This window comes from Asticcacaulis sp. (assembly GCF_035497195.1).
In the GTDB taxonomy this organism is placed as follows: Bacteria; Pseudomonadota; Alphaproteobacteria; order Caulobacterales; family Caulobacteraceae; genus Asticcacaulis.
Window position 1 is genome coordinate 299,207 of the sequence record NZ_DATJDZ010000019.1, and the last position, 26,010, is coordinate 325,216.

Sequence of the window (26,010 nt, forward strand, 5' to 3'; positions counted from 1 at the left end):
GCTACAGGACTGCGCGTTGCTGCGTTTGCGCCTTGGCACATGCCGACGCAGAGTCGATCGCCAGCAGGATGATCCGTTCTGCTTCCTCGACTGGTATTATCCGCTTGCCCTCCAGCAAACCCGACCTCAGGCGACCTTCTTTGATCATTTCATAGACCTTGGTTTTACCGATACCGACGGCCCGGCAAAAGTCGTTGACGTCGTATGCGAAAATCGGAAGGCCGTTCTCTAACTGGGGAGCAGGCATTTCACACCTCGTTGAATTTTCGAGGTTATAGTGTTGCTGAGCGATGTGTCCTGCAAGAGCAAAAGACACGAACGTCCGTCCTGGACGGCTGAGATTGGGTGAGAACGGGTAAAACCGGCCGTTACGATCGAACTATATTGAACCATGCCTCTGACGCAGAGGCATGGAAGATAAGTGACATCACCGCCTGTCATCTGATTGTCACAATTACCGCAAAAACGCGAATTATGGCGACGTTGAAATGGTATGTGTGGACCGGGTGTGCGACCATCATTCAATTCTTAGTTGTTTGACGGTCGACGCGAAAGACCGGACTTGCAAGAATGGAGGACGCCGCCGGCATGGTAGAGCTGATACCTGATCTGACGTTCGAAGCCTTTGTTGAGGAAACCAACCGCGTTATTTCGCTGGCGCACCTGTACGAGATTTTCATCCGTCGCATGACGCTGTTCGGGCTGGACCTGATCAATTTTACGGTCATGCGCGACGGCGACGTGCCGGAAAAATATCTCGGCTTCGGTATTATCAGCACCTATCCGGCAAGGTGGCAGCGATATTACGAAACCCATGGCTGCGCCAAATACGATCCCGTACTCAAATGCGCAATCAGTTCGTCTCGTCCGTTCTACTGGCGAGATCTGGAACGCCGTACCCGGCTAAGTCGTAAGCAAATTGCGTTTCTGCGTAAGGCCGAAAAGTCAGGCCTCCATCATGGCGTTGGCATTCCCTTCAACGGTCCACGGACTCAGATTGCAGGCGTTGCGCTTGCAAGTTCCAATCCGTCGCCCGTTAATATGCCTAGCCTGGAACTGATTTTCGGCTACTGTAATCAGTTCTATATCTCGTTCAAACGTATCCTCGGCACGGCGGAATGGCAGATGCCACCGATGTTCGAACTCACGCCTAAAGAGTCTGAGGTCATGGTGTGTGTTGCCCACGGGCTGAAATCGGTCGAAATAGCAGACGTCCTTGGCATGAAAGCCAACACAGTCGAGTCGCACATTCGGGACGTGATATTGAAATTTGGTGCCAGCAATCGGGGCGAAGCCGCTACTCTGGCCCTGTATTATGGTTTAATTGATCTGAAACCTCACAGAAATTGGGGATGTTAACGACCCGTGAGTCGTGTTCATCTTAAGTCTCCAGCGAAACGGGGACCAAATAAGATGCTGAATATCACATCCTTTAAGGACATTACTCAGAACGCCGACCTTTTCTATGGCCAATTCCAGTTGCGTCATCGCGAATTCATGGAACGTCAGCATTATGACGTCCGGGCAATCAATGGAATGGAATTCGACGAGTACGACACCCTCGCAACCGTATACCTCGTCTACTCGACAGATGGTAAAACCGTTTTGGGCTTAAGCCGTCTTACGCCGGTCGGTTACGGCTGTATGTTACAAGATCATTTCCCGGACCTGGTCGGTGACAAGTCGATCTTCCAGGATGAGCGCGTCTGGGAAGGTACGCGGTTCTGCATTGACAGTCGCCTGCCAGCAGAAGAGCGCCGGCATATCTGCCATGTCATCTGTCGGGGCTATGTCGAATATGGGCTTGCTGTCGGCGCGAGCCAGATCATTGGCATGATGCAGACATATATTCTGAGGTCGGTTTTCGAACGATCCGGCGTATCACTGAAGCGCCTGGGCGACATCCAGCAGATAGGTGATCACAACAGGGTACAGGCCGCATCAATCGAAGTTGCATCCTGGCAGCTTGACCGGATAACCGAAGTGACCGGGATGGGCACAGTTCTCCCGGCCCTGAAAAAGGCGGCCTGATATGCCGCGGAGATCCAAAGCGACGCGTGAACAGTTCGTCGAGGAAGGCATTGACGTTATCGACCGGATGCGTGGCGACATGCGAAAACTGGGAATGACTGAGGCCGCAGAGGCCCTGGACCACGCCTTTGCGAAGTGTCTCCGGGCTTACCTCGGCTACATCGCAAAGGACCCGCGGTATCCGAGACGAAATGGCAATGGAAGTGGCAACGGCGGGACGACCGAATGAGTCGCGGAAGACAAATGAGTCAGTTCAGTCGGTAGGCGTAATCATCGGCCGGGACACGACCGATCAAAGGACGCCAGTAGCGCGGGCAGAACGCCTGCGGGGGGTAAGTGTATGTGTGAAGTGCAAAACGCATGTGTAGCGGGGGCGGCCGAACGCGACTGGCGTGACGGTGCCTATTACAAATCATTGGTGGCACTCGACAGGCGGCGATGGGCATGGCTCTGGCTGAAGCGAAATCACAACTATCAGGCCGCGCTCAGGGCCATGGCCGAAGCCCGATGGCAGCATCTGGGCGAGGGGCGGCACAAGCTTGTCCAGCAGAATTTGGACAGCCTTTTTCCAAAGGGATATTTGTACATGCCGATGGCGCGGGTGGTGGCGATCGGGATGCGAGGCTTTTCTGGCAAGCGGGCGTCGATCCGTCCGTTGTGGTCGCAGAGGCCAAACCTATATCCCCCTCGCACATTGATGCATTCGACATCGCCCGTTTCGCAGACAAGGCTGACCTGGTCATGGACGGCCACGGACACGAGGCACTGTTGCTCGATGATGGTGAACACCAGATTCAGCTGGACATTCGCCGGGGCACTCTTGGTAAGGGGCCGGTGCGCCTGCGCTATGTGGTGGAAGGCAATCACCAGGTCGATGCGAAATTGCGCACACTGACGCGCCTTCGCGCTTTCCAGCGTCTGGGACGCTTTCCCAAAGCGCTGTTCCCGATTGAGACCGGCGCGGCCAAATGGGCCCTGGCCCTTCATGCCTTTGATGGCGCGGCGTCTGGTGCAAGTCACAGGGAGATCGCGGTAGCGCTCTACTCGGAGCGACGGGTTGCGGAAGAGTGGAACGGCGCGTCGGACTTTCTGCGCATGCGTGTCCGGCGCTTACTGACCTTTGCCAGAAGGATGGTCGATGGTGAATACACGAAACTCCTCCACTGATCCGACGACCTGGACAGTCTTCCAGACGTTGTTGTCGGACATGGTGGGCCGCTACGTCGGAGTGCGACGGCTCGTAGCAATCGGTGCAGGTTTGGAAATTGTCGGCGTCGGGCTGGGCGTGGCCGGTCCATTTTTCCTGAAACTCGTGGTCGACAGGCTCGACAAGGGTGGCGCGGGGGCGACTGCGGTCCTGTGTGTGGGGCTTTTTGTGGCTTTCTGGGCCCTAAGCAATGTCATCGCGACCTGGCGTTTGCCTTATTCGACCCAGCTGATCGATCGGCTGACGGAGCGATATACGACCCGTGCGGTCCTGACCAGTCTGCCAGAAGCAGCCGATGGTCGCGAAGGTGACAGCGGACGCATGATGGGTTTGATCGAACGTTTGCCCTATAGCCTTACAATCGTAGTCGACGGACTAATTTGGCACGCTGCGCCGCTTGTCATTCAGCTCATTGCGAGCCTGTGGCTCTTAGCTGGGCTGATCCCGTTTTACTTCGCCATGATCCTCGCGGTGGTACTTGTGGCCTATTCTGGCGCCACTTGGCTTGGTGCCATTCACCACCAGAAACTGGCCGCTCATGCCAATACCGCGGCGGCCTCGGCCTCTGAGGTCACGAGCGATGTCATAAGGAATGCGCGGCGTGTCGTGCTCAACGGCACCCTTGGGGCAGAGATCGGTCAAATCCGTGAGGGGCTGCAGTTCAAGGCGGCCGCAAACCGACGAATGATGTGGTCGCTGGTCGGAACGTCGATCCTCCAGTATGGGATAGTCGGCATCGGCCTGACCGGGCTGCTGACAATGGCAGTATCCGATGTTCTGGCTGACAAGATGACAGTTGGAAACTTTGTCCTTCTCCAGGCCTATGTCTTTCGGCTGGTTGCCCCGCTGAGTGGATTTGGCTTTCTTTTAAGTCAGGCCTCAGTGTCGATCGCCAATATCCGGGACATTCTGGCATTCAATTCGGTTGCGGAAACGGACGCGTTCCAAATTGAGCCGCCAGCTGGTGCCGCTCAGATCGTTCTGGAGCATGTGAATTTCAGCTACGGACCAGGACTGCCCGGCCTGCACGACATTTCTGCAGTTCTGGAACCAGGAAGTTTCAATGTGATTGTTGGCCCCAATGGATCGGGAAAATCGACCCTGGCACAGATCATCGCTGGCGGCCTGAGACCGTCGAGCGGAGAGGTGACGATCAGCGGCCAGAACCTGGCAACAGTGGCCCGGCAAGATCACCATCGGTTCGTTTTATATGTCCCGCAGTTTATCGGGCTGTTTAATCGTAGTTTAAGCGCAAACGCGCTTTATCCGCCCAGTCGTCAAACGGAGGCCCAACTAGCGATGCTGCTGTCAGAGTGGCGCTTCCATGACACAGGCCGGGCAATTGATTTCGGCGCCATTGTCGGCGAGCAGGGGGAGCGCCTGTCCGGAGGCCAGATACAGAAACTGGAACTAGCGCGTATCATAGGCGTTAAGGTGCCGGCTATCATCCTGGATGAAAGCACATCAGCTCTGGATCCGGTGAGCGAGGAGGCGGTGATCCGCACATTACGTAGCCGGTTCGGCCTGGATACCACATTGGTATTAATCAGTCACCGGCAGCGGTTAGCGGAGATGGCAGACCAGGTTCTGTTTATGAAAAACGGCCGGCTGGTTCGAAATGGACTTCACGAATATCTGCTGCGAGATTCCGCCGTGTATCGGCAGTTATGGGCCTGACGGCGTTTATCGTCTAAAGGCGAACTTTCATGCGCCAAATAATGCGGCCTGTCTCTGAAGGCCTATCGAACCAATCGACCGTGGTTTGATTTTGGAACGATTACGACTTTGGGATCCCCAATCACTTCGGGATTAATTCCTTCGAGAGAATAGAGGTTGCCTGGTTCGGTATTGATAGCCATAGCCAACTTGTACAAGGTCCGGATGGTGGGATTGCGTTTACCCTTTTCCAGTTGACTAATGTAGGCCTGATCTGTGCCGAGATTATGTGCGGCCGCCTCTTGCGACATGCCTTGGGCCTCTCGAATTCGCTTAAAATTCAGGCCAACTAATCTTTCGACATCCATCCGACCAGATTTGCGATTTCACTTCCAATCGCCATGGCGCATGCGCCATGTATGGCGTTAATTAGCAAAAAAGGGCGAGGTAAATTTCCGATTTTGCGGAGTAATTTGCAAACTCTGTTCAGGAGTTATTTGTCTTGTTATTTTGACGTGAGGGTCTCTCTAGAGAAACCAATACGTCAAGATCACCTGTGATGGTCTTAGGAACGCCCTTTAAGTTGAATAATTCTCCAATATCAACATTCAGACCTCGGCCTATTTTATAAAGTGTGACAACATTGATCGTCCGTAGACCACGCTCAATCAAGCTTAAGCTTGATTGGTCTGAGTTTGCTATTTGAGCGGCAGCATCGATTTGAGAAAGGCGCAACTTTCGCCTCAATCTTCTCAAATTCCAGCCGATAAGTCTGTCGACGTCCACCCGAATAAACCAAATTAGCAAATTTCATTCACATGGAGCATGAGCCATAATTTCCTTGCATCCAATGGCGCATGCGCCATAATTGGTGCGAGCGATGCGACTTTTTTTGAGCTGCCCCATGTCCGATTTCGATCAAGTTCCGCTTAACGCAGTTGACCGTCACGTCGGCTCTCGCCTTCGCGCAAGGCGTCTATTGTGCCAAATGTCGGAAGAGTGGTTGGCCGACCATCTTGAAGTGACCATCGATTGCCTTGCAGCTTTTGAGGAAGGTTCCGCGCGAATCAATTATGGCCAGTTGAAGATCGCAGCTCAGGCGCTCGACGTGCGGGAACGCTATTTTTACGCGGGGTTCGGAGGGCAGGGGGCGCCTGCGAGTGAGAAAAAGTCGTGGCTTCGGGACGTCGATCGCTGGTTTCGGGACCATGTATCGCCCCATGAAGGAATGTTTCTCAAAGCCGCAAAGCAATTGACAGGTAGCCTGGAGGCAGCCCGGGATCTGGTCCATGATGCCTATGCTAATGTCCTCGCTGACGACCGATGGCGTACGGTGGAGAATCCGCGTGCCTATGTCCGCCGTTCAGTCACCAACCTCGCGATCCAGCGTCTCCATCGGAAGAAGGTTGTCCAGATCGACGAATATGCCGACATCGATCAGGTTGCCTTTGGGGACGACGCGCCGGGTGCTCAGCAAACTCTTGAGGGCCGCGAGCGGCTGCGGCTTGTCATGGAGGCCCTGGACAAATTACCTGGCCAGTGCAGGCAGGTCTTTATCCTTCGCAGGATTGACGATGTTTCCCCAACTGACATTGCAACCCGCCTCGGTATCAACATCAAAACCGTGGAGGGGCACTTGGCGCGGGGCATGGTCGCTTTACACAAGCACCTTGAAACTGCCGAGACAAGCACGCACATGTCGCTGCGCGTTGTCAGCGCTGACGGATCTAGGTCCGTGTCAGTTAAGCGGGGTAGGGGCCGGGACGGATCGCGGTGACAGCCGAAACTAAAACATCGGTAGACGCGCTCCTGACGGAGGCGGCTATCTGGCATACCAGGATGGATTGCGGCACGGCCGATGTGATCGACTTTGAAAAGTGGCGAGACGCGGACCCGCGCCATGCGGCAGCCTTTGCACGCGTTGTCGGAACCGCCGAACGCGTCCGTGAACAGCGAGCACCGGTCCATCGACTTTTGGAGATGAAGAAGGAGGCGCAGGTCTCGCAATCGCGTCGTCGGTTCCTCGTGGCGGGTGTCGGTGCGGTTGCCGCGACTTCAATGGGTGCCGGTATGTTTGCGCTGTTTGGGGGTACACGCGCGAGCGCCGAAACGGCGGTTGGCGAGCATGGGGTTCGAAAGCTGCCGGATGGTGGGCAGCTCGATATCAACACCAATTCGAAAGTTCAGTGGCAGTTTGACAAAAATGAGCGCGCCGTGTGGTTGTCGCGAGGAGAAATCGCCGTTGTTGTCCCGCATGATGCCCGGCCATTCTGTCTCTACGCGGGCGGGGAAAAAGTGCTTGTGGCTGCTGGACGTCTGAATGCCCGGTTGCGGAACGAAGCGCTTGATCTGTTGATACTGGACGGTGCCTGCATGGTACTTGGGCAAAAAGCCAATGGGCCGGCAAGAGAAAGTGATAAGTCGATTGAGGTGCGGGCAGGGGAGGCGGTCCTGACATCTGCCAACGGAACTCGCGTGCGAACCATGGCGCCAAACGACATCCAGTTCGTAGCCTCATGGCAAAAAGGGGAACTGATCTTCAGGGGGGAAACGCTCGGCACGGCAGTTGATGAGTATAATCGCTATTTGACCCGCAAAATCTCGATTGGAGACCCGTCCCTGCAGGCCATTCAATTGGGTGGTCGCTTCAAGACCCACGATCCGGCCGATTTCCTCGCATCTCTTCACGCGGGCTTTGGGATTAATGTTGCGCGGATGGATGACGGCTCGGTCGTGTTGACGCGGTAAATATATTTAAAAAAACTGCAGCAGTCGTAGAGGGTTTAAAGTTTAAAAACGATCATATCTCCTGAGTATCACAAAAGTGACACGTAAAATTAGGGGACATAAAAATGTTTAAACGCATAACGAAGAGGCGTGTCTTAAGTTCATCTGTTATTGCAATCGCCATTGGTGCAGCTTTGCTGTCATCTCCGGTCAGTGCAGATCTGTCGTCTAAAATAACGTTCAATATTCCAGCGGAAGATGCTGCGAAATTCTTAAATGATTTTTCGACCCAGGCCAATATACAAATTCTGTTTCCATATGAGATTGCCGCGAAACACACGATCCCCGCTTTAGAGGGGACTTACACGGCAAGCGAAGCTCTGGCGCTGATCCTCCCAAACTGCGGTCTCGAAATTGCGAGCCAGACAGACACGACCATCACCTTACGGGCTGCCAGTACCGCGGCGGTGCCGCCTGTGGCGGAGGCGCCGACAGAAGTCATCGTCACAGGCACTCACATTCGCGGCGGGAACCCGACTTCGCCGGTCCATACGGTGACGCGTGCGGATATTGAGAACTCTGGCTACGCCGACATTGGTCAGGTAATCCGTAGCTTGCCTGAGAATTTTTCCGGTGGTCAGAACCCCGGCGTCATTGCCGCTTCGGCAACAAATCTCGCTAACGACAACTATTCGAATGCTGCCACCGTGAATTTGCGAGGGCTCGGAACGGATGCGACGCTCGTTTTGCTGAACGGTCATCGTCTGTCGGCCGACTACTTCTTCCAGGGCTCAGATATCTCAGGCATCCCGTTGGCTGCGATACAGCGCATCGAAGTCGTTCCGGACGGGGCATCGGCCTTATATGGGTCCGACGCCGTTGCCGGCGTCGCCAACTTTATCACACGCCGGAATTACAACGGCGCCGAATTGAGTGGCACGTTTGGTGGCGCCACTCAGGGCGGGGGCGAACAGAAAAACATCAGTCTTCTGGGGGGACGCGCGGGCGGCAATGGATATATTCTGGGTAACCTGGAATACGCCAGCCAAAGCGGTATCGTTGCCTCACAACGCGATTTCACGGATGAGGTCGCGCCATACACAACCTTGCTAAGTCCTCAGGAACGAAAGTCCCTCTTCATTGGCGCGGGCCGCAAGTTCTCTGACGATCTGTACCTGACTGTAGATGCCCTGGTCAGTGAGCGATACGCCAAAACGCGGCCATACTTCTCGGACACCTATTTGGGCACCACCCGGACACCGGCTTATAATCTCGCAGCAACCCTGGAATACAGTGTAACTGACAACTGGAAGACCCGGCTTACGGGCGTGGCCTCTGGCAGCCAGAACAAATTGCAGTCGATCAGCAGCGGCGTGGTGACCGCCTCACAACTGAAAAACGATATTCAATACCTGGAGCTGACTGCGGACGGGACGGTTGCACGGTTGCCGACCGGTGATCTCAAAATGGCATTCGGGGGCGGTTATCGCCGCGACCATTTTGTCGTCGGAGAACCCTCCCAGTCGAACTATCAGGTTTCGCACAGGTCGGTGGGGTACCTGTATGCGGAAGCGCTCGCGCCACTCGTTGAACCGTCTGCCACGCGGGTTGGCCTGAAGGAACTGGAGTTAAGCCTGTCCGCTCGTACGGAGAACTACAGTGATTTCGGTACGTCTACCAACCCGAAGGTCGGCCTGCGTTATGTGCCCGTGGACGGCCTGACCATGCGTGCGACCTGGGGGACCTCCTTCAAGGCGCCGTCCTTCTACCAGGCGTACCAAAGTTCGAAGCTGTATTTATTCCCGGCCGCTATTTTGGGTTACACAGGCAGCCAGCCGAACGCCACCGCGCTCTGGCTCCTTGGCGGTAACGCTGACCTCAAACCGGAAACTTCGAGCTCATGGACGCTGGGAGCAGATTACACTCCGACGAACCTGAAATCGCTCCGACTCTCAGCGACCTATTTCGATATCGCCTATAAAGATCGTGTGGTTCAGCCGGTGGCCGACGTAACGGTCGGGTTCAGTAATCCCAACTATGCGCCTTTTGTCACGTTAGACCCATCGGCAGAAGCACAGGCTATACTCGTTGCTAACGCTCAGGAGTTCTACAATTATTCAGGCGGGGACTACGATGCGGGCAATGTGGTGGGAATTCTGAATGACTCCTACCAGAACGCTACGGCCCAAACCGTTACAGGGCTGGATGTCAGCTATAGGCAGGTCTTTGACTTGCCCGCCGGAACAATCAGCGCCTTTGCCAATGCGACCTGGCTGCGTTTAAAGCAACAGACCATTTCCACGGTCCCCAATGTTCTTCTTTCGGGAACTATTTTCAACGCGCCCGACCTGAAGGCCAGAGCTGGCTTGACCTGGCAGGATGGCGGACTGTCCTTCACCGGCCTGGCCAACTTTATTTCCGGTGAGACCGACACCGGCGTAATTCCCAACGTCTCAGTGGCTTCCTGGACGACCATCGACCTCACCCTGGCCTACAGCCTGCCCTCGACTCAGGAGCCATGGCGCGGCGTCCGCATTGGCCTGACCGCGTCGAACCTTTTTGATCGCGATCCACCGAGAGCGGTGAGCCCATCGATCTCAGTGCCAGGCATATATTATGACAGCACCAATAGCTCGGTTATGGGGCGTTTCGTTGCTCTTTCCCTGACGAAGGCGTGGTAGGGCTATGCGGTACATCGCTGCGGGGGTTGCACTCGCCTTGGCGACCTCGTGGGTCACGTCGGTTCATGCTTCACCAGACAAATGCCCGGACTTGCTGCCAAAAGCGGAAAGCGAGTTGACGCCGACCAGAAAGTTGACTCCGGAAGATCTGGTGACTTTGCGGGATATTGGGCCGGTTGATCCCGAGGATAAACGCGCGCCCATCCTGGCGATCTCACCGGATCACACGCGCATGGCGTTTCAGATCAGGCAGGCCAACATCGAAACCAATCGGTACTGCCTTGGAATGGTCGTCTTGCCCCTGAGCAAGACGGCTGCGCCAAGACTGGTGGATGTCGGTGGCGACTATATGAAAGTTGTGTACGTCACCACCGGCTTCGCCGATTATACCTCGCCCGGAGCCGCGGCCGTTGTGGAGGCGAAATGGTCACCCGATGGGGCCTGGATTGCCTATCTGAGGCGGGATGCCGGCCGTACGCAGCTGTGGCGCGCGCGCGCCGATGGAGGCGATGCACAGGCAATTTCAGACGTGCCGTTCGATATTGAAGACTTCGCCTGGACGGCCGGCGGGTCCGGATTGGTCGTTTCCGGGCGTCCTCACCTTAAAGAGGCCGAAATTGCCCAGGTCCAGGAGGGGCGCTCCGGCTATCTGTTCGATGATCGCTATGTGCCGGTGGTGAGCAGCAAGCCGCTCGTGCGGGAACCTGTTCCGGTCGAAACTTTTGTCATTGATGCCGGGACTAAGGCAATCCGACTGGCTGTGCCAACCGAAGCGAAGCGTCTTGTGCCCCCAGACCTTGCCGGTCTGCCCCCGACAGCCAGATTGGCAACACTGTCGGAGAGAGGGGCTGTCGCATGGATCCAGCAACCGGACGGCGATACCGACCTGGTTGCGCCAACCCGCTTATATGTTCGCGACGGGCGTGAAATGATCTGTGAGGCGTCCACATGCACCCAGGTTATAAGCCTGTGGTGGTCAAACGATCAGACGCGGGTCATCTACCTGCGGTCGGAGGGCGAGCCCCACGGCCGAAATGGTCTGTACGAATGGAAACCGGGGGCGGGGGCGCCACGGCAAATATTGACGACGGACGACGTCCTGATCGGTTGTCAGGTGGTTGGAGCGACTCTGATCTGCGGTCGGGAAGGCGCGCTACAGCCTCGTCGTATCGTGGCGATAGATCTGGCATCGGGACGGGAGCGTGTCATGTTCGACCCGAATCCGGAGTTCCGCACACTCCAGCTGGGAATGGCCCAGCGGCTTTACTGGAAAAACGAATTTGGACTCGAAACGCACGGCGACCTGGTCTTGCCGACGGCCTACCGGCCCGGCGACAAGGTCCCGCTTATTGTCGTCCAGTATCTCTCACGAGGCTTCCTGCGGGGCGGGACGGGAAACGAGTTCCCCATTCGGGCCTTTGCGTCCCGGGGATATGCCGTCCTGAGCTTCCAGAGCCCGGCCAGCATAGGTTTAGCCAAAGGGGTTAAGACCTATGCCGAAGTCAACCGTCGTGACCGAATTGATTGGGCGGATCGTAAAAGCATCATCTCATCCCTTCACACAGGGGTGCAGATGCTCATCGATCAGGGCATCGTCGATCCGGCGCGCATCGGGCTGACAGGACTCAGCGATGGCTCGTCAACCGCTCAGTTTGAGCTGGTCAATGGCAAAATGTTCGCAGCCATGGCCGTAGGCACCTGTTGCGACGAACCCGTTATCGTCAACACGCTGGATGGCCCGGTCATTGGCGCCTTCTTCCATAAGATGGGCTATCCCACCCTGACCGAGCCGGACGACGCGTTCTGGAGGCCGGTATCCCTCAGGATGAACGCACATAAGATTGAGACGCCCTTGCTCATGCAACTGCCCGATCGTGAATATCTCGGCGCACTGGAAGCCTACACGGCCCTTAAGGAATTGCATAAGCCGGTAGAGATGTTTGTTTTTCCCGATGAGTACCACATCAAATGGCAACCGGAACATCAGCTCGCCAGCTTCAATCGGACATTGGACTGGTTTGATTTCTGGCTTCGCGCCAAAGAAGATCCGGCGCCTGAAAAGGCCGAACAATACACCCGCTGGGAGACCATGCGGGCCGAACGTGACAAGAGATTGGGCGCGACTCCGGGACCTTAGGGTTTTCCGCGCTCATAGGCCCCGTCTGGCGTTTTTGGGCGGGGCCGCACCCCGCGCGGGGCATAAGCTTGCCAGTAGCGCACCCAGGTTTCGGCCTCGACCAGCAAAGATAACCGCATATAGTCGGCATTTCGAACCGGGCGGGAAATGGGCAAAGCGGATCGGATAGCCTCGATATTTAGCAAATTTGCCCGAACGAGTTCGCCGTCGATCAAAATGTCCCGTAGGACCGTCTGGTTCCGGTCGATGACGTCGTAGGCAAAACTGGTCGGCCCGCCTTTCGACCGCCTGTCAAGGATGGCAGTCGGTAGTTCGTCTGAAAACGCTTTTCGGGCCATCGATCGGTTCTGTCCGGCCTCGCACCAACGCCAGCTGGGGATACTCAGGCACGCCTCCACAATCGGCTGCGAGAGAAGCGGATTTATCTGGGTGGGCTGCGTCCGGGGAAATCCATCGATCGTTCCCTGTATCCGAAGTATCATAGCGGCATGGGCAATCTTGCCGGGAACGGCGGTGACTGGAGCGTCGAGCCAGGGATGCCGATCGGATGACAAAACGCCCGAAACCTCTGGTCTTAGGAATTGCGTGTTGGGCGCCCATGCGTATTGGTTGGAACCGGCTCTAAGAGTCCGACAGGTCGCGTGTATGGCCTCGCTGAAACTGCACCCTGTCAGCAAACACACGTCGTTGAGTGTTCTTAGGGTGCCGAAGCCAGGGCCTTCACATTTCAGTCTGTCGACGATGGGGGAGGCGGACCGCAGATAGCAAAAGACATTGTCCCCACCGATCCCTGAGAAAAACGCATCGATGCCAAGGCGCTTCGCCAGGCGAAATTTCAACGCGTTTTCGCTCTGACCGAAGGCGCCTGACAGCGGGCGGGGCAAATGGGTCGACGTGCATCTCGAAATCTCTACGTCCGACAGGTCGTGAAAGCCTTCCAGCATCTCGACCCTAAGGTGGTTTGCGACAGCCCTGGCGTATGACCGTTCGTCGCCTTCGCCTTCACCTGTAGTCATGGTCAGCGCGATCAGATCGGCATGGTGCGCCAGGCTTGCCGCGACAATCGACGAATCAAGGCCGCCTGAGAGCCCTAACAGGATCCGCGGATAGGCTTCTGCCCATGCGCGAATGCAGGTTGCGACGACGTCGCGCAACCGGTGAGCCTGGTCCAGCACAGTCTCAGTCGGATCAGATGTTACGTGGTCCCAGGGCGTCCACAGGCATTGTAATTCGCGCACTGCAGAAGAGACGCGCAACTGAAAACCCGCGAGCAGTTCCTTCACGCCGACGAGGCCGGTCTCCTCCGTTCGATAATCGAAGGCAAGGAAATGACTGGCCATGAACAGCCAGTTTATTTCAGGTGTTACGAGCCCAGCATCGCACAATAGGTTGATGTCGGACGCGATAACCCAGGTGGGGCCAACCTTAGCGTAATAGCACGGCATCGCGCCTGACGGGTCCCTTAGAATTTCGAACGCGTCGCCTGACGTGACAATGACCGAAATATAGCCGCCCCAAAAATTGTGAATGAGGTGCCGCCCTCCGGTCCGTGCAATCTCAATCTCTGCGTCGGTCGATATACGTTTAACCGCCCTCGGCGCCGGGCTCCGCGTGAAGATGTCTCCAATGATCGCGCCGCGATCACCGCTCAGGGGCATAACCCGGTCATGAGAATTCGTGTAGAGGCAAAACGCGTCGGACTTTATAGCCAGCGAAAAGTCAGTCAGAAGGTCAATCCGGGTCTGTATGCCGTCGGGCCGATCTTTTTGAGGTCCGATCAATAAGAGATAACGTAGCGCCATTCATACCACCAGGATCGGGGTATAAGGCCGGATCGTATCAACTTCATCCGCCAGTACGATGTCGTCGTACTGAACCCAGGCATGAGCGGCGAATGGGCTCATTTTTACACCGATGACGAGGCGAGGACAAAAACCTCGGCGCTTCGAAAAGGTGAGCAAAGCCACCGAGTTAGTGAGGCACTGGTCTAACGTTCGAAGCAGATGACGGCTACGGGCAAAGGCCGAAATGTCCCGCGTCATTTGGATATCCAAAGGGCGAGATGCTGAGGCGGTCGATCGGTTCATCCGCACCGTCTCGATGATCTCCCAGAGGGAGTTCGCACCAACAAATCGAGTGGCACTCCGCCGATGCAGAAGCGCTTCAATTATACTTATGGCCTGTCCGCCCCCCGCTGAATCGATTGATGATTTTGGGATCGCAATAAGGGGGAGGTTCGAAGGCGCCGTGCCGCATGCGCAATCTGTTCTAAGAATTCCGGAACGGATCAGGCTGTCGATCTCTTCATTGGCTGCATCCGGTTCGTGGTCGCAGGCTAGGAGCTCCTGGAAAGCGGTATCGGATTTCTTGGGAAGACAAAAATACCGGTTGGCGGCTAAGTCGAGAAAGACGGCGCGTTGATTGGCCACACAGTAATAAAGGTCGTCGCGAATGGTAAGCATGACGATGGTCCAGGGCTTCGCTCAGGGAAAGTAAAAGGGCACACAGGTGACCGTGTGCCCTCTGACAGGCTCAATCAGCGGACAGACCCGGGATCGGCTTGCGTTGCAGTTGAACGCCATCAGGCGGATCAAATTGCGTCCCGCCCTTGGTTTCGATGGTGGCGTCGCCGAGATCGATGACGTCTTCGGATTCACGATCAAACTTGGTCATGATAGTTTTCCTTGGATGCTTGAGTTGAAACCGCGATTATTCGCGGCAAACTAAAGCTAACACCCAGGGATGAGATGCGTGCCTGAAGACTTTGAAATGTCTACGAAAAATCAGGTGTGTATTTCTGAAAATTCCAGTCAGATGCCGTCGCTCGGATTTATAAGATCACTGCCTGTCGCGCCGTAGGCCTGCGTGACGATTTGCGGAACAATATTCAGCCGCCGCTTATGGTAGGCGACGATCAGTTCCCGCAGGGCACCCGTATCCTGACGGAGCCACGCGTCCGCGAAAGCCTGAAGCTCCCCGGAACTGGCAAGGTTGAGGTCCGCCTTCCTTAGGCGAAGCGGATGCAAAATAGCGTTCTGCCGTTTGATCTCTCGCACGAAATGCTTGTTGTCGGCGAGGGCGGCGACCAGCGAGAACAGGCGTTCGATATCGGCGACCGGATCTGGTCCTGGCACGAACGGGGCGGGTTCAATCGATGGGTTTGGATTTACGGTCGCGTTATCGAGGCCCATTAGCAGCACCTCCATATTCCAGCGGTACTGGTCGCGCGCACTCTGGTCCGTGACCAGGGGACGATAAAACCCGTCATTGGTATGAATTTCCAGCAAACCTTCGCCAACCAGCCGGCTCAACGCCATACGAACCGTGGATTTGCTGCAGAGGTATTTCTGGCTCATCGCGGTCACGTTGACCCGCTGGCCGGGCAAAAGGTTGCCGCTGCACACCTCGTCCCGGATGCGATTAATCACCTGTTCAATTAAAGACGCTGACTCTGCCATCGGAAATCCCACTTGCGTAAAACGGGTAGAAGACATATTCGGGCGCGCGCATATTGAGGCGGCTTTATGCGTATAAGTTGTATGCCACTTTTGCCATTCTCGCAACGGGGGAACGGAGAAGCTTCCGCTGAACAGGGCGTGAGCGGATTAATTCAGACTGTTTTTTAATCTGTTGAATTCAGGCTCAAGCGCCTCGCGGCGTTGAAAATAAACGGCCAGGAGTTGCTTAAGCCTGGGAATGTCTCGCACCCGCCAGGCCTCGGACAGGGCCTGGTATTCTGCTTCCAGGTCGGGAATAAGCGCGCATTCATATCGGCGTGTGCTGAACAACTGCGCGTTCACAACGGGCATCATTTCGCGGAGGGTCTGGTCCGCGAAGGTACCAGAGATTTCTATGAACAAACGTTCCGTGGCGGCTGTAACATCGGTGTCTCCTCCGGCGTGAGAGCAGATGTTCGATGTGGGCGCGGAGGGCGGTTTCATGACTGACACCGGAAAAGAACCAACTGACCGAATGTGACGAGAGGCAAAGGATGACACTTTCAGAACCGGCAATCAATCTTATTGCGATTGATTTCATAAAACACGCTGTTGGGAAAAGGCGCTAGCGGCAGGGCCGCCGCCAGTCCCAGACGGTAGGCGACAGTCTACGCGCTTGTCGCATCGCTCTTGCCGGACACGGGCCTCTCGGCGCGCGCCTTGGCGGCGGCGGTGAGCTGCTGGCGGACGTCGCCGGCCATTTCGACCATGAGGACGGTGAGCCCCAGAAGCGAACTGAAGAACATGATGGTGTAGAGGTACAGACCCGCCGATTGCAGGTCGGGCATGTCGCCCAACTGTTTCAGCACGGCGGAAAAGTCGATCAGGCCGTGGAAGGGGGCGGCCACGGCGTCGAAGCAGTGACGGCATTCGGATGCCAGGGCATAGCCCGAAATGGGCTTGACGCTCTTGAAGGCGAATGATTTTATGGAGTTGATCATGATGTTGGTCCCTTGGTTCGAGTGAACTTGGGAGCATCAAATCAGCCCCGCTGGGCGTGCATATCTATGTCTCGATGAGACTTGGCCACGGCGTGAACGGCCATGCGGGACCAATCGAGTTCTGCGCCGGTATCACAGGCTTACGGCGCCTAGACGGTCGTCCACCAAATGGAGATATTAACCCTGCGTTAAATATGGTTAACTGCGCGCGTTCCCCCGAGTACAAGGACAATGGAGCGGCAGAATGCATATCCCTTCTTCGAACATACACGACCGGATCGTCCTCCACGCGCAGGTGAAGGGGTTGTTCGGCGAAAAAATTTCTGAGCTGGCCTCGATCGAATCCCTTCAGGTCTTCACCTGGCGGGGAAGCGACTACAATCTGGATCGGCCCAACAAATGTCGCAACATCGTCGCGGACATTCAAGGGTCGCTTGTGTCGCCCGAATGCGAGGCGATCATGATGGTCCTGGCGCTCCAGGACTGGACGCTTCAGCACGACAAGGCCGGCTGGCAGGAAATGTACGGCCCCTTGTTCGGCGATCGCAAGCAGAACGAGTTGAAGAACGCCCTTCACGATCACCCGCGCATCAACCAGAAGACCCTTGCGGTCATCACGGGCATCAGCCCGACGACGGTGCAGGTGCGCCTGGACGCGCTGGAAGCCATCGGCTTCGTGACCAGGACGGAGTGCGTGGCGTCGAAGCCGCGATACACTTCCATCACCGCCGCCGGGCTGGAATTCGTCCAGACAATCGCCGAGACCATCGACGGTCTCTTCTACGGCAACCGCCAGCAAAGCGCTGGCGAAAGCTAGAATTGCCTGCATCTTGGGAGATTGGTTGATGACAAGTGTAATGAAGTCGTCTTTTGGGGCGCGCGACTCCGGCAATTGGCTGGTCGTGCCGTGCCCGAAGGAAGTGGCGATGGCGAGCAACAGGTTTCAGGGTTGGCCGAAGGCGGTGGAAGACCGCTTTTTTTGTTTGGACGATAGGGACAATTACCGGGATGAACTACAGGTCAGGGCCTTGCAAACCGTGAATGCCAAGTCGAGCGGAAGCGCCGCAACTCTTTTTCACCTTATATTCGCAGCGCTTTTCCGATCGGCCTGCGGTTCGTTTCTTGACAGCTCGGTCTTGTGTCATTTCATATCGCCTTCACGAATAAGGCGGTATCGCTGCAATAACGTCGCTAGATTTAGCGAGAGCGACCTTGTTTGGATCAATGAAGGCGAATTCTATCAGGAAAATGCCTCGTTCAAGGATTTGATGATTTGCAACGCTAATTTGCGAAAGCGAATACGAGCGAAGGAAATAGTCAGGATTTGCAATCGAGGACAGACGGTGAAGGCACTGAGCTTCGACAGTAGGGAGGAACTCAGTTTTCATGAGCCGAGCAAGACGAGGGAAGCCGCGTTCAACTGGTCGCGGTTTAGCGGTTCCCTAAAAACCACGGCGGAATTGGCGCAAAAGAAGCGCCAGTCAACGTCGGCGGTGGTCATTCCGTTCCCTGCACCAGGTGAGGCGAGCACGCGCGTCGGCTAGTCGCGTGGCGAATAACCATTAACCCTCGGCTTATTTGTCCGACAAGTTCGCCTGGCGTTCGCTGGGCGAACTTGCTGTTTTTGGCCTGAAACCACTTACAGTTGAGGTGTTTTGCCTTGAATACTATGCTAGGCTTTTGACTACGCAGTAAGGGCATTCGTCGCCCGCACGATCCTTCAGGCCTATGCGGCCACTTCGCCTGGCGCCGAAAAACAGATAGTGCGGCGTGTCTCGCTCCTTGCTACGTTGCCAAGGCGCGAGGTCCACGAAATTAGGTCGATTATTCGGAATGCCAGACTACGATTTCCATACGCTTTCACATGTCGATTTCGAAGACCTAACGCGGGACTTGTTGCAAGCATCGGAGGGCATCGTCCTTCAAAGCTTCAAGGTGGGGCGTGATAGGGGCGTTGACCTGCGCTATGCCGTTGGTTCCGAGAACTGGATCGTTCAGTGCAAACATCTTCGGAAGTCCGGATATGCCGCGCTTGTAAGGGAGGTTCGCAGAGAAGTTCCGAAAATTGAGTGCATGAACCCTGCACCGTCCCGGTATACATTGGCGACCAGTGTTGAACTGTCCGACGCGAACAAGGAAGAACTTGCCAAGATATTGGGCATGATGGGTACGCGCGATATTCTCGGTGCCAACGACTTGAACAATTTGCTGGACCTCCATGAAGAGATTCAACGGAGACACTACAAGCTGTGGCTGTCCAGTACGACGGTGATGCAGCGGGTCTTGCATAATGCCCAGGCGATGCAAACCGACTTCGAATTCCGCCGAATTATTCGCGAGGTGCCAAGATTCGTGCAGACTGCGGCTTATGGTCAGGCGAGCGAACTCTTGAAGCGGGAGCGCGTCCTGGTGCTTTCAGGACTCCCAGGTGTCGGGAAGTCGACGATCGCTGACGCTCTGGTGTATGAAAAATTCTCCGAAGGCTACGAGCCGATTATCGCCAGGAATGGATTCGAGGAGGCGCGCGCCCTGTTTAAGCAAGATGTTAAACAGGTATTTTTGTACGATGATTTTCTGGGAGCCACTTTTTTGGGCGAAGGCGGCTCGGCCCTAGTTCGTAACGAGGATCGGTCCATTACCGACTTTTTGAATGTTGTCGCGGACGATGAATCCAAGCTCCTTATTCTTACGACGCGGGAGCACATTCTTGCCGAGGCCGTCGAAAGGTCCGAGCGCCTGCGCCACTCTTCCATACGTGATTTCCGTTACATCGTATCCGTGGGAGCCTACACGGGTGATCAACGCGCTCGCATTCTCTATAACCATGCGTATTTCAATCGAGTACCCCAACCCTATCTTCATCAACTTCTTCACCAAGACTTGTTCCTGAAGATCATCGAGCATCCGAAGTTTTCGCCGCGCGTTATCGCTTGGCTCACGGACCCGCGCAGGGTGAAGAAGGTTGAACCGTACGGTTATTCCGATTTCGCGCTCCGGCTGCTCGACAATCCAGCGGAAATCTGGCGCCATGCGTACGACGAACAAATCAGCGAGGCGGCGCGGAGCATTCTGTTGACGTTGCACTCACTTAACGGGCGCGTATCCCATGAGCGCCTGTTCGCGGGTTTCGAGACACTCCATGCCGAACGCGCGGCTCGATACGGTTTCATGAAATCGCCCCAGGACTTCTTGAGAGCCATTCGAATCCTCGGCGGCGGCTTTCTAACCATCGACCAAAATGCCGTGCAATTCATCGATCCGTCTGTTCGGGATTTGATGAATGAGATTCTCCATGAATCTGTCGAGAATGTATTGGATATATTGCGGGGCGCTGTCTCTATGACGCAGGTCGAGACGGTTTGGTCGCTGGCTGAAATGCGAGACGGCGAGCATATTCACGCTCGCATCGATGAAGCGCTCGCCACCTTGGTGACCGGTATCGACCGGGCTATGAGCGCCAAGCTCTTCTTCGATGACGGCACTTATCAGGCCACCTTTTCTCCGCGCGCCGAGCGACGGCTCGAGCTGCTGGTGGACATTGCAAAAGACGTAAACAATCGAGCGTTGGACCACCTGATTGTGCCTGGGGTGGAGCAAACGATAAAGGCTTGGGAGGTTTTCTCGCCGGATGTCCCCACGGCGACACGAGCGATCAGGGCATTGGATCATTATTTATGGAACGGGCAGCCGGAAATCGTGGCGGCGCGGTGCAAAATGGTTTTGGGTTTGGCAATGCAAACCAAATATGACTTGGACCCCGACGATATGGCGCGTCTGTTGGAAATGGAAGACATTGGTTGGCCTCCGGAAGTTAAGGCTGGGTTGAAAGCCATGGCTGGAAGATGGGCGAAAAGCATGGGGGATTATCTTCGCTCTTGTCGTTCGGAGTATGAGCTTGAGCGGCTCGGCCTAAAATTGCAACAAATTGGCGAGGCGCTGGATATCGACCTTCGGGGACCCATTCAGTCGGTGAAGGTGGAACTGGAAATGTTCGAGCCTGAACGCGAACCCGAGGACGATCGTCGGCATGTGTTCAAAGAGCCAACGAACAAACCTTATTTGGACCGTCGCGCGGTCCGGGATCTCTTCGCGACCCTAAAGCCGGAGGCGGATTGATATTCGGGCGCGCGGGGTGCCCTGAGTAAGTTCCGATCGTATTTGGCGTTGGCAGTCGAGGAAAGTGACTGGTGACATTTCCTTGAACATTTATTCATACGCGGTCTTGAAAGTTAAGTCTGAGTTCTTATGTGACGGGAAGGTCCATGACAGGGGCCAGCCACCTGCAATAGCGAAGTCGTACGCGACGCTGTCTTATCAATTTTCGACCCTGTCGTTTTCATGCGGCTTGGGGGCGGTAGCAGGTGACGTCTTTCCGGGACCGCTGGAGAACAGACACATGTCAGGAATAAACTCTCTCGAAACGCTGCGGCGTCGAGCTATTCATATCAAGCGCGAGCAAGGTCTGAAGCATCATCAGGCATTGAATGTAGCGGCAATTGAACGCGGTTACCAAAACTATGCCCAAGCGGTGCGACTTTTCGATGGCGCAGCGCCTAAGCCAATTCTTTACCCCGTAACGTTGAACCAGTTTTGGTCGAATCGTCAGGTGGGTCAGCGCGGTGTCGAGACGTTGGTTGTGATGCTTCAACAGCCTCTGACCGAGCTGATCAAGCAACGTCATCTTGTTGGTTATCTCGGTGGCACTCAAATTTCCGGTGATGGTAATCTTGCGCTTCCACATGAGATCCACATGGACGATCGCGCCGAATATGCGATGCAGCGACTCCATCGTGCCGCGCGCGCGTTGGAATTCATCGAAATTACCGGTCTTTATCCGTCGACGGCGCTGCGTTGCTATCCGAAGGGAGAGTGGGAGAACCGCCCTCCGATCGCGGATCACGACCATTGCTGGTATGATCCGGAAACACGGCAATACCTGCTTACGACCGAGCCCTATCCCGATCGCCGCAAGGAACGGCTTGATGGATGGCGGCATGAACACGGGTATGATCTCAGTCAAGTTCCCTGGGGCAGCATCTATGGCTATGGGACGGAATTGTGGTTCGCAGCAAAGACGCGGGCTTTTGATATGGAACGCCTGTCTGCCCGCTTGAGTGCGAAGCCGTCCTCATACTCCGACGACAAGTAGGATCGTTCGGGATGCCCGTGTTCAACAAATTATAAGCTTGTTGAACACGAGCAAATTAGCGGTCGCACAGGCGGCTACCCATCCGCAGCGGCGTTAACGGTGAAATCATCGGCGTGAAGTGCCGGCGTTTCAACGGTGGACCCCAGAACCCAGGTGTCAACCTGACCCTGGTTGTCGCCTCGCAGGTCCATGAGCTTAACAGCTACTTCCTTTATCGGAATCGCGTCCTCGTAGCGTTTCCCTTCGAAATAGGTAGCGCCATCGTCGAATGCGAAGTCCCCGTCGCGCCCCCGCTGTGAGCCGCTCGTGGCGAGACGGAAGGGTTGTCCGCAGAGGGATGTGAGCACGACGGCGAGAAAACCTTCAAACCCGTCTGGGCCTGTCGGCGACAGTGTTAGGAGTGCTTCCCTCAAGCTAGAGAGGTGTCCGTTTGTTTGGGCATCCATGAGGCTGATTCTGAGGCGACATTCCTATTGTTTTCAATCTATAGATGTCGCTACGGTCATCAACCATACGGCTTTGCTCTTTCCAACTACTTCTGTGTTGCTACTTCGCGTTCGACTTGCCGCCATCTTTTTACATATTCGGATGTGAACAAGGCGTCGGCATCGCGGTCCAAGGCGATGTTGGCTAACGAGGCAAGCGTGGCGTCAGTCAAGATCAGGTGTCTTGGAAAAGGCGTGCCGTTCGAGTGGCCTTCCTCCTTCAAACGGCAGACAAAGGCCTTGAAGAAATCGGCGGCGCCAGCACGCGATCCAGTGGCGGCAGCCGCCGTCGTGGAGTTGGATGGGCGAATTTCCGGCTTTTCCGCGTCCCGGCTGATGATACGAATGCACTGCGCCAGGTTTGGCCAGTATTTCATATCGAACTGATATTTCAGGGCGGAAAGCGGCTTTTTTAGCTGACTATTGAAAAAGCCGTTGCCGGCCGAGGCATCCTCGATCACCTGGCAGATGTCGTAGTGCGTGTCGCTGTAGAAGCCGGAATGATTATTGAGGCTCTCGCGCTCGTCGAGCAGTGTGGCGAGCTCCTCGGCCACTTTGGCGATCTTACTATTCACGCGCTTCAGGTCATTTCGCCCGGCACGCGACTCCGCAACTTTCTCGGGACTCCACTGATCCGTGATGCACAGTAAGGCATCGAAGAACATGAACAATGACGTCGAGTTGCCGCGCAATTCGGTATAAATCTCGTCATAGGCTTCGGCGAGTTCGAGGTGGCGTTCGAGCATGCGATCTATGATTATGTTGTGGGCACTTAAAACCCCAAGCTCGATGTTGCGCTCCTTATGTTCGCGCAACGCGTTCTCGCAGGCGGTACGGCTGTCCATGGGTTTCATTTTTCATCACTTTCGTTCACGGGAAAGCCCGACAGTAGCGGGTTCAAATTCCTGACGCGGTACACGGAAGAAAAATTTTCGAGAGGTTTCGTGTACCCGCCGAATTTGCCCGACACCCGGACGATATTGTTATCGTAAAGCCATCAACCCGAGTTATCTCCGAGCGCGGCGGACACCACCATTAAACGAAGATCGGATTCGCCGGCTTCAATCATCCCGGCGACGTCATCCGCGAAGTCGGAGGGAGCTTGATGAGCCGCTTCTTCTGTATCGAGCCAAGTCTCTATTTCAGCAATTGTCGCAGCAGTTGCGGGAAGGATTTTATAGGTCATAACTAATGGTACATCCGAAGACGCTCTATTCAAATGGAAAGGTCGGAGGAGGGCCCTGCGACCGGAAGACCTTCAATCCGCTGGCATCGGACGGTTCACATGGCGCCCAACTGGAAAAAGCGTCGCACCGCCGTCGTCGTCCCGTAGAAAAACGTTGATGCGCTCTTCGACCATATTGGCGCAAAGAGTTATCTTGCGTTTCAGCATCGCGCGCTTCATTTTGAATCGGTCGGCCTTGAACATAATATGATAGAAGGCGATCCAAAAAACCATGGCATCGTCAAACCGGATCGAGCCACGAGGTCCAGCAATTGAGTAACAGGTCGCTTTTGCGAAAACCGCCTCGGCCAGTGTGCGCCTCGTTACCTGGCAAGACGATAAAAACAGCCGACGTCTATTCATGACCTTTGCTAAGATCATTGCGGCCTCTGCCGTCGGAATGAAGTCCTTAGTCGTCCAAATACCGTCTTTATTGCCGTGACAAGAAATATGGAGATAACGAATTCTTGACCGGCGAAATTCTTCGATCGCCTCCTCGAATTGCGCCCTGGTTTCGATGTAGCGATAGATCGGCTTTTTCCGCATCACTTTTAAGGCGCGTTCTAAAATTTCCCCCTCACGAGGGTTTTGGGGATCGAGAGATTCAATGATAAAAACTTGCGGCTCACTCATTGGCTTGTCCTTTCTTATGAAGTGCTTCAGCACTTTACTGTTTTGGCTTCGCTATAATATGTGGCGCGCCACTGACTGGCTATCAGCGGTCCGTCTGCGATTTCGAATTGTGTAAAGTCTTTCTCCGAATCTACCTCGTGGCTTTTAAAACCACCTCGTCCTGGCTTGGCGCTCAATTTGTTGAAGGTATCGACGCTCATTTCCATGCTGAGCATGGGTTCGAATAGTGTCTAGCGGCAGTGTCCTAGTCTGGATGCAAGTGACTGCTCCAATCGCAGCCGCGACGCAACAGAGCTTAAATCGAGGGTGCGACTGAATCAGAGGAAGACCCATTCTGGTTCTATCAACCAGAGTGAACTTAGTGCCGCTGGGAATTTGCCGATTTGAATGTCGGTCGATGGCGCCGCTGTACGTCCGCTTTTTGCGCCCTCAAAACGAGCGCCAATGTCGCCTTAGGGCCAAAACGGGTCTTTCGATCGGCGATCACGCCTGTCAAAATGACCTTATCGGTGTCAATTCTGCCTCTGAAGGCGTGCTGTTCGCGCCGCTTGGACTGTCTTTTGGTGATACCAGTGCTGATCTCCCGAGCCATTCCGGCTCGGGGGCAAATTCATACACGAGATATAAACCCTGAAGCCGTGTTCTGCGACAAGATGCAACTCGCGGCGGGCAGCGCCGGGCCTTTGTCGTCCATGGCATCCAAATTACCGGTGAAGGCGTGGTTTGATCTCTGAAATGTACCGATGACTGGCAAACCGTCAGGTTCGTTCCCAGGCCGGCGCGTGCCTAAGGCAACCTCATGGATTGGGGTCTGAACGTAACCGGCCCTGGACCCGCAACAGCCTGACGGCTGTCCGCCACTGCGTTTCAGCCCTGCGGGTGCAGGCGGTCCGGCTCCGTTCGCACGACCGCCATCGAGGTCGCGATTGGCGCGGCACGATTGAAGAAGGAACGACAACCATGCAACCCATCGGCACATTTACCAAATCAGGTGACAGCTTCACCGGCAACGTCAGGACCCTGGCTCTCAATGTCGCGGTTCGGCTGGTGCCCCTCGAAGGGGGCTCCGGGCAAGCCCCGGATTACCGCATCATGGCGGGCAATGTCGAAATCGGCGCGGGCTGGAAACGCACCAGCGATGCCGGACGGGACCACGTCTCATTGAAGTTAGATGATCCGTCCCTGCCGAACCCGATTTACGCTACCCTGTTCCCGGCGGACGAGCACGACACCCACACCCTGCTGTGGTCGCGTCCCAAGGTCAGCTGATCGCAGACACCTGACCCTGCAGCGAAAGCTGTGGGGTTTTCCTTCAGGTTTTGGGAAATTGGGCGGACGCCCTGGGGGGCAGAGCGTCCGCGCGCCGCCAGGTTCGGGGGGGAGTGAAAATGGCGGCGAGGCGGGGAGATAGGCGACAAATGGGGCATCCGTATGACGACTTTGCAAGGAAGAGGCTAAGGGCTTCGCCCTCGCGGCGGTCAAGGATTTCAGTCCCGAAGACGGGACCGGGGGGGCGGTCTCCCCGACCTTCGGCGCTTAGGCTGCGCCTGCAGGCCGGGTGATCCCCCTCCGCCCCCGCCGTCCCTGACCTTTGCTACCCCGGTCTCGCCGACGGGCAGGGTTTCAGCGCGCCAGAGAAGG

27 protein-coding genes and 1 pseudogene are annotated in these 26,010 nt (G+C 55.7%); 15 read left to right on the top strand and 13 right to left on the bottom strand.

The genetic code is table 11. The annotated features are described in order from the left end of the window. Position 1: 1 nt before the first annotated feature. Positions 2 to 316 (bottom strand): helix-turn-helix domain-containing protein, encoded by a 315-nt coding sequence (locus VL130_RS12325; protein ID WP_325363218.1) that lies wholly within the window; start codon positions 314 to 316, stop codon positions 2 to 4. Between the two features lie 254 nt (positions 317 to 570). On the opposite strand from VL130_RS12325, the gene VL130_RS12330 reads away from it, so the two are divergent. From VL130_RS12330 to VL130_RS12350, 6 genes and pseudogenes are all read left to right on the top strand, one after another. Next, positions 571 to 1,359: a LuxR family transcriptional regulator gene (locus VL130_RS12330; protein WP_325363219.1), complete on the top strand. Its 789-nt coding sequence runs from the start codon at positions 571 to 573 to the stop codon at positions 1,357 to 1,359. A gap of 54 nt (positions 1,360 to 1,413) precedes the next feature. Further along, positions 1,414 to 2,031: an acyl-homoserine-lactone synthase gene (locus VL130_RS12335; RefSeq protein ID WP_325363220.1), complete on the top strand. Its 618-nt coding sequence runs from the start codon at positions 1,414 to 1,416 to the stop codon at positions 2,029 to 2,031. Position 2,032: 1 nt separating this feature from the next. After that, on the top strand, positions 2,033 to 2,260 hold the full coding sequence (locus tag VL130_RS12340) for a hypothetical protein (protein WP_325363221.1): 228 nt from the start codon (positions 2,033 to 2,035) through the stop codon (positions 2,258 to 2,260). Positions 2,261 to 2,371: 111 nt separating this feature from the next. Then, positions 2,372 to 2,482, top strand: a pseudogene (locus VL130_RS19515) (hypothetical protein); the annotation flags it as partial. Beyond that, positions 2,482 to 3,198: a DUF2285 domain-containing protein gene (locus tag VL130_RS12345; protein ID WP_414636277.1), complete on the top strand. Its 717-nt coding sequence runs from the start codon at positions 2,482 to 2,484 to the stop codon at positions 3,196 to 3,198. The pseudogene VL130_RS19515 and the gene VL130_RS12345, both read left to right, overlap by 1 nt. Next, entirely contained in the window at positions 3,170 to 4,915 is a 1,746-nt protein-coding gene (locus VL130_RS12350) for an ABC transporter ATP-binding protein (protein ID WP_325363223.1), read from the top strand. Before VL130_RS12345 ends, VL130_RS12350 begins: the two co-directional genes overlap by 29 nt. Positions 4,916 to 4,977: 62 nt before the next feature. Here the strand turns inward: VL130_RS12350 and VL130_RS12355 are convergent, their stop codons facing one another. Next, positions 4,978 to 5,262 (bottom strand): helix-turn-helix transcriptional regulator, encoded by a 285-nt coding sequence (locus VL130_RS12355; protein ID WP_325363224.1) that lies wholly within the window; start codon positions 5,260 to 5,262, stop codon positions 4,978 to 4,980. 118 nt (positions 5,263 to 5,380) lie between these two features. Beyond that, a complete protein-coding gene (locus VL130_RS19520; protein ID WP_414636267.1) occupies positions 5,381 to 5,680 on the bottom strand; it encodes a helix-turn-helix domain-containing protein in 300 nt (99 codons plus the stop codon). Between the two features lie 118 nt (positions 5,681 to 5,798). On the opposite strand from VL130_RS19520, the gene VL130_RS12360 reads away from it, so the two are divergent. The 4 genes from VL130_RS12360 (at position 5,799) to VL130_RS12375 (ending at position 12,439) form a co-directional block, all read left to right on the top strand. Then, the gene (locus VL130_RS12360; protein WP_325363225.1) at positions 5,799 to 6,671 is read left to right on the top strand and encodes a sigma-70 family RNA polymerase sigma factor; all 873 of its coding nucleotides are present in this window, start codon (positions 5,799 to 5,801) and stop codon (positions 6,669 to 6,671) included. Next, positions 6,668 to 7,642 (top strand): FecR family protein, encoded by a 975-nt coding sequence (locus VL130_RS12365; protein ID WP_325363226.1) that lies wholly within the window; start codon positions 6,668 to 6,670, stop codon positions 7,640 to 7,642. The genes VL130_RS12360 and VL130_RS12365 overlap by 4 nt, the downstream gene beginning before the upstream one ends. A gap of 104 nt (positions 7,643 to 7,746) precedes the next feature. Then, positions 7,747 to 10,302 (top strand): TonB-dependent receptor, encoded by a 2,556-nt coding sequence (locus VL130_RS12370; RefSeq protein WP_325363227.1) that lies wholly within the window; start codon positions 7,747 to 7,749, stop codon positions 10,300 to 10,302. Between the two features lie 4 nt (positions 10,303 to 10,306). Further along, a complete protein-coding gene (locus VL130_RS12375) occupies positions 10,307 to 12,439 on the top strand; it encodes an Atxe2 family lasso peptide isopeptidase (RefSeq protein ID WP_325363228.1) in 2,133 nt (710 codons plus the stop codon). Here VL130_RS12375 and VL130_RS12380 read toward each other — a convergent pair. The 6 genes from VL130_RS12380 to VL130_RS12405 all read right to left on the bottom strand — a co-directional run bounded on the left by VL130_RS12380 (position 12,436) and on the right by VL130_RS12405 (position 16,877). Continuing rightward, positions 12,436 to 14,241, bottom strand: a complete 1,806-nt coding sequence (locus VL130_RS12380) for an asparagine synthase-related protein (RefSeq protein ID WP_325363229.1) — start codon at positions 14,239 to 14,241, stop codon at positions 12,436 to 12,438. The two genes, VL130_RS12375 and VL130_RS12380, sit on opposite strands and share 4 nt — an antisense overlap. Further along, a complete protein-coding gene (locus VL130_RS12385; RefSeq protein ID WP_325363230.1) occupies positions 14,242 to 14,901 on the bottom strand; it encodes a lasso peptide biosynthesis B2 protein in 660 nt (219 codons plus the stop codon). A 70-nt stretch (positions 14,902 to 14,971) separates the two neighbouring features. Further along, on the bottom strand, positions 14,972 to 15,112 hold the full coding sequence (locus VL130_RS12390; protein ID WP_325363231.1) for a benenodin family lasso peptide: 141 nt from the start codon (positions 15,110 to 15,112) through the stop codon (positions 14,972 to 14,974). A 137-nt stretch (positions 15,113 to 15,249) separates the two neighbouring features. Next, positions 15,250 to 15,933 carry a GntR family transcriptional regulator gene (locus tag VL130_RS12395; protein ID WP_325363232.1) on the bottom strand — a complete coding sequence of 228 codons (684 nt, stop codon included), beginning with the start codon at positions 15,931 to 15,933 and terminating at the stop codon, positions 15,250 to 15,252. Positions 15,934 to 16,044: 111 nt separating this feature from the next. Next, on the bottom strand, positions 16,045 to 16,380 hold the full coding sequence (locus VL130_RS12400) for a hypothetical protein (RefSeq protein WP_325363233.1): 336 nt from the start codon (positions 16,378 to 16,380) through the stop codon (positions 16,045 to 16,047). Between the two features lie 164 nt (positions 16,381 to 16,544). After that, complete coding sequence (locus VL130_RS12405; RefSeq protein WP_325363234.1) at positions 16,545 to 16,877, bottom strand: hypothetical protein; 333 nt, start codon at positions 16,875 to 16,877, stop codon at positions 16,545 to 16,547. 244 nt (positions 16,878 to 17,121) lie between these two features. Here VL130_RS12405 and VL130_RS12410 point away from each other — a divergent pair, with 244 nt between their 5' ends. From VL130_RS12410 to VL130_RS12425, 4 genes are all read left to right on the top strand, one after another. Beyond that, positions 17,122 to 17,694 (top strand): MarR family winged helix-turn-helix transcriptional regulator, encoded by a 573-nt coding sequence (locus VL130_RS12410; RefSeq protein WP_325363235.1) that lies wholly within the window; start codon positions 17,122 to 17,124, stop codon positions 17,692 to 17,694. Positions 17,695 to 17,722: 28 nt separating this feature from the next. Continuing rightward, complete coding sequence (locus VL130_RS12415; RefSeq protein WP_325363236.1) at positions 17,723 to 18,421, top strand: hypothetical protein; 699 nt, start codon at positions 17,723 to 17,725, stop codon at positions 18,419 to 18,421. Positions 18,422 to 18,710: 289 nt separating this feature from the next. Further along, positions 18,711 to 20,993 carry a restriction endonuclease gene (locus VL130_RS12420; RefSeq protein ID WP_325363237.1) on the top strand — a complete coding sequence of 761 codons (2,283 nt, stop codon included), beginning with the start codon at positions 18,711 to 18,713 and terminating at the stop codon, positions 20,991 to 20,993. 280 nt (positions 20,994 to 21,273) lie between these two features. Further along, entirely contained in the window at positions 21,274 to 22,026 is a 753-nt protein-coding gene (locus VL130_RS12425; RefSeq protein WP_325363238.1) for a hypothetical protein, read from the top strand. Between the two features lie 74 nt (positions 22,027 to 22,100). Here VL130_RS12425 and VL130_RS12430 read toward each other — a convergent pair whose 3' ends face one another. The 4 genes from VL130_RS12430 to VL130_RS12445 all read right to left on the bottom strand — a co-directional run bounded on the left by VL130_RS12430 (position 22,101) and on the right by VL130_RS12445 (position 24,369). Further along, complete coding sequence (locus VL130_RS12430; RefSeq protein ID WP_325363239.1) at positions 22,101 to 22,472, bottom strand: hypothetical protein; 372 nt, start codon at positions 22,470 to 22,472, stop codon at positions 22,101 to 22,103. Between the two features lie 86 nt (positions 22,473 to 22,558). Next, entirely contained in the window at positions 22,559 to 23,365 is an 807-nt protein-coding gene (locus VL130_RS12435; RefSeq protein WP_325363240.1) for a hypothetical protein, read from the bottom strand. 143 nt (positions 23,366 to 23,508) lie between these two features. Then, positions 23,509 to 23,697, bottom strand: coding sequence for a hypothetical protein (locus VL130_RS12440; protein ID WP_325363241.1), 189 nt, complete (start codon positions 23,695 to 23,697; stop codon positions 23,509 to 23,511). 72 nt (positions 23,698 to 23,769) lie between these two features. Then, positions 23,770 to 24,369: a hypothetical protein gene (locus tag VL130_RS12445; RefSeq protein ID WP_325363242.1), complete on the bottom strand. Its 600-nt coding sequence runs from the start codon at positions 24,367 to 24,369 to the stop codon at positions 23,770 to 23,772. A 960-nt stretch (positions 24,370 to 25,329) separates the two neighbouring features. Here VL130_RS12445 and VL130_RS12450 point away from each other — a divergent pair. Further along, positions 25,330 to 25,638: a DUF736 domain-containing protein gene (locus tag VL130_RS12450; RefSeq protein WP_325363243.1), complete on the top strand. Its 309-nt coding sequence runs from the start codon at positions 25,330 to 25,332 to the stop codon at positions 25,636 to 25,638. Positions 25,639 to 26,010: the final 372 nt, after the last annotated feature.